Source organism: Martelella mediterranea (assembly GCF_004342225.1).
In the GTDB taxonomy this organism is placed as follows: Bacteria; Pseudomonadota; Alphaproteobacteria; order Rhizobiales; family Rhizobiaceae; genus Martelella; species Martelella mediterranea_B.
The window spans coordinates 1-6,083 of sequence record NZ_SMAR01000074.1; the positions used below are offsets into that span (position 1 = coordinate 1).

5 protein-coding genes are annotated in these 6,083 nt (G+C 59.9%); all 5 read right to left on the reverse strand.

The window, feature by feature from the left end; translation table 11 throughout:
• Positions 1-1,601 (reverse strand): glycoside hydrolase family 3 protein (locus tag EDC90_RS20285; RefSeq protein WP_132314329.1); only part of this gene is annotated, 1,601 nt, incomplete at its 3' end.
• 23 nt (positions 1,602-1,624) lie between these two features.
• Positions 1,625-2,788, reverse strand: a complete 1,164-nt coding sequence (locus EDC90_RS20290) for an ABC transporter ATP-binding protein (RefSeq protein WP_132314330.1) — start codon at positions 2,786-2,788, stop codon at positions 1,625-1,627.
• Positions 2,789-2,807: 19 nt separating this feature from the next.
• Positions 2,808-3,644: a carbohydrate ABC transporter permease gene (locus EDC90_RS20295; protein ID WP_132314331.1), complete on the reverse strand. Its 837-nt coding sequence runs from the start codon at positions 3,642-3,644 to the stop codon at positions 2,808-2,810.
• Positions 3,645-3,648: 4 nt separating this feature from the next.
• Entirely contained in the window at positions 3,649-4,521 is an 873-nt protein-coding gene (locus EDC90_RS20300; protein WP_207903984.1) for a carbohydrate ABC transporter permease, read from the reverse strand.
• A 209-nt stretch (positions 4,522-4,730) separates the two neighbouring features.
• Positions 4,731-6,023 (reverse strand): extracellular solute-binding protein, encoded by a 1,293-nt coding sequence (locus EDC90_RS20305; RefSeq protein ID WP_132314333.1) that lies wholly within the window; start codon positions 6,021-6,023, stop codon positions 4,731-4,733.
• Positions 6,024-6,083 lie beyond the last annotated feature (60 nt).

Genomic DNA, 6,083 nt, shown 5'->3' on the forward strand with positions numbered 1-6,083 from the left:
GTGCCGGTCTGGAAGATGCCGGACAGGTCGCCGACACAGACGATGGCGACATCGGCGTTCTTCGCGGCTTCCACGGCGCTCGGGATCATGTCGAGGCGGGTGGAAAGCGATGAGGCCTGCTCCAGCGAGGTGGCGTCATCGACATCGCCGGGGAAGACCGGCGCGCCGGCCTTGCGCTCGTCGAGAATGTTGCAGCCGCGGGCATAGATGACGTTTTCGGTTCCGAGCCTGGCCCTCAGACCTGCCAGTGGTGTGACGACGCTTTCGACCTCTTCCTGAGCCTCGTTATGGATCAGGTGAACCGGGAAGGCATAGTCCCCGAGCAACGCCAACGGATCATCCGCTGTGGGGCCGATGACGGCGACCTTCTTGTTTGCAGCAAGCGGCAGAATGCCATTGTTGTCGAGGATGGTGACGGATTCTTCCGCCGTCTGCCGGGCGACATCGATATAGTCCTGACGCTGCAGAGCGATCTTCGAATCGTCCGCATAGGGTTTTTCGAAGAGGCCCAGGCGGAATTTTTCTCTCAGGATACGCGCAACGATCTCATCGATCTTCGCTTCGGTGATCAGGCCACGCGAAAGCGCTTCCTTCAGGTCCTTGGCGCAGTCATCGCCGGGAAGCTCGATATCGAGACCGGCGTTGAAGGACAGCGCTGCGGCTTCGGCCCGCGTCTCGGCAATGCCGTGATGCTGGTAGAGCAGGCTGACGCCGACATAGTCCGCGACGATCAACCCGTCAAAACCCCAGTCATCGCGCAACACCTTGGTCATCAGGTGATGCGAGGCATGAACCGGTTCGCCGTCGATATCGTGATAGGCGGGCATGACCGAACCGGCATTCGCCAGCTTTACGGCCATCTCGAAGGGCAGCATGAACATGTCGTTCAATTCACGCCAGCCCATATGGACGGGCGCATGGTTACGACCGCCTTCGCTTGCCGAGTGACCGGCATAGTGCTTCAGCGTTGCCAGCACGCCGCGATCCTCGCCCTGCAGACCCTTCACATAGGCGGAAGCGATGACGCCGGTGAGGTACGGGTCCTCGCCAATGCTTTCTTCCGTGCGGCCCCAGCGGGCATCGCGGGCAACATCGAGCACGGGGGCAAGGCCCTGATGGCAGCCGATGGCGCGTGATTCCTGGCCGATGGCAGCCCCGACCTTCTCGATCAGATCCGGGTTGAAGGTCGCGCCGAAGGAAAGCGATGAGGGAAACAGTGTCGCGCCCTTGATCATCAGGCCGGACAGGCATTCCTCATGCGACATGACCGGAATGCCGAGCCGTGTCTCCTCGACCATGAATTTCTGCAGGGCGTTCAGCGCCCGAACGCCTTCCGCCGCATCAATGCTGCGGGTGCCGAGCGGTCGGGTGACCTGACCGAGACCGGACGACAGCATGGCTTTCAGCGTCTCGGGATCGGTCTGGCCGGTGAACTGGTCGGAGCGCGTCCGGTGATTGCCGTCTTCTTCAAGGAAGAGCCAGACGGCGTGCAACTGGCCGATCTTTTCCTCGATCGTCATGCGGCCGAGAAGGTCTGAAACACGCGCTTCAACCGGCTGTGCAGCGTCCTTGTAGACGGGATTTTTCTGTTCGTTGCTCATCTTGTCATTTCCGTATTTCGTGTTCAGACCGCGTCGGATTCGGAGAGTTCATGCGGGCCGGGCACACTCGGCAGATAGGCGAGCGCCTCGCCATCGGCATCGAAGAGGTGGCAGGCCGCAGGCTTCACGAAGAAGGCCATCGGCTTTTCCGGCACCTTCAGCACATCTTCGGCGACCTTGGCGATCATCGGCGTTTCGGTGCTTTCGTTGAGGTAGAGATGACTGTATTCGCCGAAATTCTCCACAGCGCGCACCTTGCGGCGGATCACCTGTTCGTTTGCATCGTCATCGACGGGGTGCATATGTTCCGGGCGGATGCCGAGCGTCAGTTCGCTGCCCCTTGCAAGCCCCTCGGTTGAGACTGGAACGCGGATGATTTCGCCGGTTTCAAGCTTGACCGAAGCACCCTCGGTGCCGGAACTGTCCAGCGTCACCTTGAGAAAATTCATCGACGGCGAGCCGAGGAAGCCGGCGGCAAAGAGGTTTGCCGGGCGGTGGTAAAGTTCCAGCGGCGCGCCAACCTGGGCAATACTGCCCTTTTTCGTGACATCGGGCCCCGCGCGCAGCAGCACGATCTTGTCGGCCAGCGCCATGGCTTCCGTCTGGTCGTGGGTCACGTAGATCATGCTGGCTTCGGGATAATCGCGGTGCAGATTGGCGATTTCGGAACGCATATGGACGCGCAGCGCCGCATCGAGGTTCGACAGCGGTTCGTCGAACAGGAAGACGGCAGGCTGACGGACGATGGCGCGGCCAATGGCCACGCGCTGGCGCTGGCCGCCGGAAAGCTGCTTCGGGCGGCGGTCGAGCAGCGGCTCGATCTGCAGCATGCGCGCAGCCTCATTGACCCGTTTTTCGATGTCTGCCTTGGGCGTCTTTGCCTGTTTCAGGCCGAAAGCCATGTTCTCGTAAACACTCATATGCGGATAGAGCGCGTAGTTCTGGAACACCATGGCCACGCGGCGTTCGGCCGGCGGTACGTCGTTCATGACCTCGCCGCCGATCCTGATATCGCCTTCGGTGATTTCTTCAATGCCTGCAATCATGCGCAGAAGCGTGGACTTGCCGCAGCCCGACGGGCCCAGGAAGACGCAAAACTGACCATCTTCGATGTTGAGGTTGATGTCGTGCAGGACGGTGAGTTTACCGAAGCGCTTTTCGACGTTTTCGAGAAGGATCTGTGTCATTGTTGTTACTCCGGTTCCATCAGCCCTTGAGCGAGCCGGCCATCATGCCATTGACGATCTTTTCCTGACCGATGGCGTAGACGATGATCAAAGGCAGTGCGGAAAGGGTGACCACAGCCATGATGGCGGGGACATTCGATGCGTATTGGCCCTGGAAGTCCCAGACCGCCAGCGGCAGGGTGCGTTTGTCGGTCGAGGACGTCAGCACATAGGCGAAGACAAATTCGTTCCACAGCATGATGCCGTTATAGATCGCGACCGTGGAAATGCCGGGGCCTGCCAGCGGCAGAAACACCTTCCAGTAGATCTTGAACGGGCCGCAACCATCCAGCATCGCAGCTTCCTCGAGCTCTTTCGGCACCTGGCGCATGAATTCCGTCAGGATGAACACCGAGATCGGCAGGCTGATGGCCACATAGGGGCCGATCAGGCCGGCGGGCGTATCATAGAGCCCCATGGAGCGCGTCATCAGATAGACGGGCACGAGGGTGACATGCAGCGGCACGATCATGCCGGCGACGATCAGCGCGAACAGGCTGTCGGAGAATTTGAACTTCAGCCGCGCCAGTGCGTAAGCCGCCATCGAGGAAAACAGGATGATGATGACGACGGAGGTCGAGATCACGAACAGGCTGTTCCTCAGATAGATCAGGAAGGAGCCTTCCAGCACCTCGATATAGTTGGAGAGGTTGAAGCTTTCCGGCAGCGCCCAGACCGGGTTGACGAAGGTTTCCTGCTGGGTCTTCAGGCTCATGAAGGCCACGAAGATGAAGGGCAGCGTGGTGACGGCCAGCCAGAAGGTGCCCAGCACCGGAATGGCAACGCGTCCGACCTTGAAGCCTTGTTTCTTTTTCATCGGATCAGACCTCCGTCTCGAACCGTTTGGACAGGCGGAACGCGACTGCCGCAATCACGGTGATGATGATGAACATGGCGGCGGCGACCGTGGTGCCGTAGCCGAGCTCGAAGGAGGCGAAGACCTGCTTGTACATGTAGCTTGCCATCACCTGCGAGGCGTTTTCAGGCCCGCCCTCGGTCATGACGTAGATCAGGTCGAAATAGCGCATCGAGCCGATGGTGGCGAGCAGCACGGCGGTGCGGAACGTGCCCTGCAGATGCGGCAGTTTCAGCCGCCAGAAGATGGTTGTCTGGGTTGCACCGTCAAGCCTTGCGGCTTCGGTGATCTCGCGCGGGAACGAGGCGAGACCGGCCAGGAACAGCACCATGTAGAAGGGGATGTTCTGCCACAGCACGACGGCGATGACGGAACCCAGCGCGTAACGCGGATCGCCGAGCCAGTCATGGGCCCAGCCGTAAAGCCCCATGGCGTCGAGAATGGAATTGATCGGGCCGAAATTCGGGTCGTAGATGTTCTTGAACAACACGCCGAGCGCCACCGAGGACATCAGAAGCGGGATGAAATAGAGAATCTTGAGAATCCGCGAGCCCTTGCTTGCCTCGTCCAGCACAACGGCCAGAACCAGTGCAATCGGCAGCTGGATGATGATGGAGAACAGCGCCAGCAGAATGTTGTTCCAGGCCGAATGCCAGAACACGCTGTCATGCATCAGCCGCACCCAGTTATCGAGGCCGACGAACTCTGCTGTGTCGCCAAGGCCGTTCCAGTTCACAAAGGAAAGCCGGAAACTGGAGACGAGGGGATAAAGCAGGTAGACGACCAGAAAAATCAGCGCCGGCGCCATGAAGACAACAGGTGCGGCCTTCTGGGCCATGGCCCATTTCTTGCGCTGCCTTTGCCGGTTGGCAGCCGTCCGCGTTATCGCCGTGGACATGGTGTTTCCTTTCTCTCGCACGTTTTCCGCAAGGTGACGAAAAATCGGCACAAGCTGCATGTCGGCCGCCGCCGGGATGGACGGCAGCCGGCGCGGGGCGCTTGTTAAAAGAGGCGCCTCGGGACATGAGCCTGGAGGGATGGCAGGTCTTACTGCTGGGCCTCGGCCTGGGCGGCCCGTTCCATTTCGGCAGCTGCCTCTTCCGGCGTGATCGACATGCCAAAGAGCTGCTGGACCGTGTCCTTGTGGACTTCACCAAGGGCTGGCGGCAGTTCCTGGTCGTACCAGAGCTGAACGCTGTCGGCTTCTCCGACGACCTCCAGAACCTTGTTCAGGAAGGGATCTTCCGTGGAAATGCCCTTCAGCGGCATGACGCGCTGGTCGGCAAGACGGGCGGCGGCGGCATCGTCATTGGTGAGGTAGGTCAACAGTTCGAAGGCCTTGTCCTTGTAAGGGCAGGCGGAAGAGATGCTGACAAAGTTGTCGCCGAGCGTACCGACGACGTTGGACGGATCGCCCTTGCCACCCGGAACGGACGGGAAGGTGAAGAAATCGACCTTTTCGGCAAATGCCGGGTTCTCGTTGCGGATCGAGGCCATTTCCCAACTGCCCATCAGCTCCATGGCGGCGCGATCGGCGTAAAGCAGACGGCGCGAACCGCCGACATCGTAGTCGAGACCGTTATAGCCGCGAGCAAAGGCGTCCGCTTCGACAAGCTCCTGAAGGCGCTCACCGGCTTCGATGAAGACCGGATCCTCGAACGAGCCGCCCTCTTCGCGGGAAGCGGCCTTGCGGAAGGCTTCCGGCCCGCCGATGCGGTCTGCCAGCAGCACGAAATACATCGAGCCCGGCCACTTGTTCTTGTTGGCCAGCGCAAACGGCGCGATGTTGTTTTCGTTGAGAACGGCGATGACGTTCATCAGATCGTCCCAGGTTTCAGGCGGCGTCAGGTCCAGTTCGTCGAAGATTTCAGTATTGTAGAAGATCACGGCAACGGCCGTGTTTTCGGCTGGAATGCCGTAAATCTTATCGTCAAACGTGACCGAGCCGAAGCTGGCCGGCACGAAGCGCTCCTTGAACTCGGGATTGGCGTCGAGATAGGGCGTCAGATCGACCACCTGGTCGGAGTCGACATATTCCCTCAGCGGCCCACCGCCCCAGGAAGCGAAGACGCAAGGCGGTTCGTTCGCGCCGAAAGCGATTTTCAGCTTGGTCTTGTAGGCATCATTGGCGAAGTGCGAATCTTCAACGACATAGCCGGGGTTGGCTTCTTCGAAACGATCCATCGCATCGCGGACGATCTTGGCCGTCGCGGTGTCGGAGCGCAGATCCCACGAAGTAATGGTCTTGGTATCCTGAGCCTGAGCGGCGAGCGGGACAAGTGCAGCCACGGCTGCTGAACCCAAAAAACGGGTTAACGTTCTGGACGGTTTGAATTGCATTGTTTCCTCCCATGCAAGACAGCTGTAAGTCTTACGATATGAGGTACGTTACCGGTAACG

Excerpts from the sequence above, each read along its gene's own strand:
- EDC90_RS20295 (WP_132314331.1), bottom strand. The coding sequence starts at position 3,644 with ATGAAAAAGAAACAAGGCTTCAAGGTCGGACGCGTTGCCATTCCGGTG.
- EDC90_RS20290 (WP_132314330.1), bottom strand. The coding sequence starts at position 2,788 with ATGACACAGATCCTTCTCGAAAACGTCGAAAAGCGCTTCGGTAAACTC.
- EDC90_RS20305 (WP_132314333.1), bottom strand. The coding sequence starts at position 6,023 with ATGCAATTCAAACCGTCCAGAACGTTAACCCGTTTTTTGGGTTCAGCA.
- EDC90_RS20300 (WP_207903984.1), bottom strand. The coding sequence starts at position 4,521 with ATGGCCCAGAAGGCCGCACCTGTTGTCTTCATGGCGCCGGCGCTGATT.